Source organism: Pseudomonas sp. PICF6 (genome assembly GCF_009831705.1).
In the GTDB taxonomy this organism is placed as follows: Bacteria; Pseudomonadota; Gammaproteobacteria; order Pseudomonadales; family Pseudomonadaceae; genus Aquipseudomonas; species Aquipseudomonas rhizophila.
The window spans coordinates 429,267-431,906 of sequence record NZ_WUUD01000032.1 but is presented as its reverse complement, the minus strand read 5'-3'; the positions used below and the strand labels follow the sequence as shown (position 1 = coordinate 431,906).

The following is a 2,640-nucleotide window of genomic DNA, read 5'->3' as shown; positions in this document are numbered from 1 at the left end:
CTTCACGCCCGGAAATGACTTCCACCGGATGGCCGAGGATCTCTTCGGCGCGGTGGATGAATTCGCCGCGGTTGCGCGCCTCGCGCAATGCGTTGGTGCCCACGATCCGTACCGCGCCCAGGGGCATGCCGTTGATCAGTTGGGCGAACCGCTTGAGGCAATCGAGCCCGCGCTGGATGGATTCCTCGCTCAGCTGGCGCTCTTCGTCGATGCCGGCGGCCAGTTGGACCTTCTCGCCGAGCCGCTCAAGAATTCGGATTTCCCCGTTCTGGGCCTTGGCGACGACCATGTGGAAGCTGTTGGAGCCCAGGTCTATGGCTGCGATCAGGGACAGATTCTTGGCTTGGGATGGCGGCATGGTCAAAAAGTCTCGGTCGATAACCTTGCCATCCTGCCACGATCAACCGCTTACGCCAACGCAAAGGCGACCGCTTCGCGTCAATCGCGAGCAGGCTCGCTCCCACAAGTGACCGAGTCGCGATCGAAGTGGGTGCGAGCCTGCTCGCGATGAGGCCAGAAACGGCGCAGCAGAACCTCAGGTCGCCGACTCGACCGTCCCGATAAAATTCGCCAGTTCCACCGTCTGCGGATCGGCGAACAGCACCTTGGGGTCCCCCGTCTCATGCACCTTGCCCTGGTGCATGAACACCAGCTTGTCCCCTACTTCACGGGCGAAGCGCATCTCGTGGGTGACCATGATCAGGGTCATGCCGTCCTTGGCCAGCTGTCGCACCACGCCGAGCACTTCATTGACCAGTTCCGGGTCCAGGGCGGAGGTGATTTCGTCGCACAGCAGTACTTTTGGCGACATCGCCAGGGCGCGGGCGATGGCGACCCTCTGTTGCTGGCCGCCGGACAGGCGGTCCGGAAAGGCGTCGAATTTCTCCCCGAGTCCGACTCGCTCCAGCATCTGGCGTGCCAATTCAGCCGCTTTGGCCTTGGGTACTTTTTGAACAACCTGCGGCGCGAGCATCACGTTCTCACCGACGGTCAGGTGCGGGAACAGGTTGAATTGCTGGAACACCATCCCGACTTTCTGTCGCAGGCTGCGCAGATCGGCGCGGCTGGCGTCGAGGTATTCGCCGTCGACTTCAATCACGCCGTCGTTGATCGACTCCAAACCATTGAGGGTGCGCAAGAGGGTGGATTTGCCCGAACCGCTGCGACCGATGATCGCCACGACCTGGCCTTCCTCGACGCTCAGGTCGATGCCTTTAAGCACGTGGTGATCGCCGTAGTATTTATGCAGGGCGGAAATTCTAAGCAGAGGCATGCAGTCTCCTTTCCAGGTAGCGCGCACTGAGGGACAAGGGGTAGCAAAGCAGGAAGTAACCGAGGGCCACCAGGCCGTACACCATGAACGGCTCGAACGTGGCGTTGGCGAGCATGCCGCCGGTCTTGGTCAGTTCGGTAAAGCCAATGATCGAGGTCACTGCCGTGCCCTTGACCACTTGCACCGAAAACCCCACGGTCGGCGCCACGGCGATGCGCAAGGCCTGGGGCAGGATCACGTAGCGCAACTGCTCCAGCGGGTTGAGGGCCAGGCTCGCCGAGGCTTCCCACTGGCCGTTGGATATCGCGTCGACGCAGCCACGCCAGATCTCCGCCAGATAGGCACTGGTAAACAGCGTCAAGGCAATCGCCGCTGCCATCCACGGCGAGATTTCCACCCCGGCCAGGGCGACGCCGAAGAACACCAGGAACAGCTGCATCAACAGCGGTGTGCCCTGGAACAGCTCGATGTAGGTGCGAGCAATATTGCGGGGCAGGGCGCTTTTGGAAATGCGCAGCACCATCACCAGCAAGCCGATCACGCCGCCCCCGATAAACGCCACCAGCGACAATGCCAGGGTCCATTGCAGGCCCGTGAGCAGGTTGCGCACCACGTCCCAGAAAGTGAAATCGCTCATTGGCTGCTCCTGGCAATGTAGCGGCGCCCCACCCAGTTCAGGAACTGGCGGATCAACAGCGCCATGCACAAGTAGATCAGCGTGGTCAGTGCATAGGTTTCGAACGCGCGGAAATTACGGGACTGAATGAAGTTGGCGGCAAAGCTCAGCTCTTCGGTGGCGATCTGCGAGCAGACCGCCGAGCCGAGCATCACGATGATGATCTGGCTGCTCAGGGCCGGCCAGACCTTGCCCAGCGCCGGCAGCAGCACCACATGACGAAAGGCTTCGAAACGGCTCATTGCCAGAGCCGCGGCGGCTTCCAGCTGCCCACGCGGAATGGCCTGGATGCCGGCGCGGATGATCTCGGTGGAGTAGGCGCCGAGGTTGATCACCATTGCCAGTACCGCTGCTTGCCATTCGGATATCTGCAAACCCAGGGACGGCAGGCCGAAGAAAATGAAAAACAGCTGCACCAGGAATGGCGTGTTGCGGATCAGCTCCACGTACACGCCGAAGATCGCCGAGAACGGACGAATATGCCACGCCCGCACCACGGCACCGACGATGCCCAGGCCAACCCCGAGCAGCGCGCCGATGGCCGTCAACTCCAAGGTGAACAAGGCACCGCGCAACAGCAGCTCGGTGTTCTGCACCACCGGCATAAAATCGAACTGATAAGCCATGCTCAACCTCTCAGGCGACGGTCAGAGATCGGCCGGCAGCGGCTGCTTGAGCCAGGTCTGGGAGT

3 protein-coding genes and 1 pseudogene are annotated in these 2,640 nt (G+C 61.6%); all 4 read right to left on the bottom strand.

Annotated features, from left to right (window positions below):
* Positions 1 to 358 (bottom strand): annotated as a pseudogene (locus tag GSM73_RS27810) (exopolyphosphatase); the annotation flags it as partial.
* Between the two features lie 177 nt (positions 359 to 535).
* On the bottom strand, positions 536 to 1,273 hold the full coding sequence (locus GSM73_RS22545) for an amino acid ABC transporter ATP-binding protein (protein WP_076383066.1): 738 nt from the start codon (positions 1,271 to 1,273) through the stop codon (positions 536 to 538).
* A complete protein-coding gene (locus GSM73_RS22540) occupies positions 1,260 to 1,910 on the bottom strand; it encodes an amino acid ABC transporter permease (protein WP_076383065.1) in 651 nt (216 codons plus the stop codon). Before GSM73_RS22540 ends, GSM73_RS22545 begins: the two co-directional genes overlap by 14 nt.
* A complete protein-coding gene (locus GSM73_RS22535; RefSeq protein ID WP_047226098.1) occupies positions 1,907 to 2,575 on the bottom strand; it encodes an amino acid ABC transporter permease in 669 nt (222 codons plus the stop codon). Before GSM73_RS22535 ends, GSM73_RS22540 begins: the two co-directional genes overlap by 4 nt.
* Positions 2,576 to 2,640: the final 65 nt, after the last annotated feature.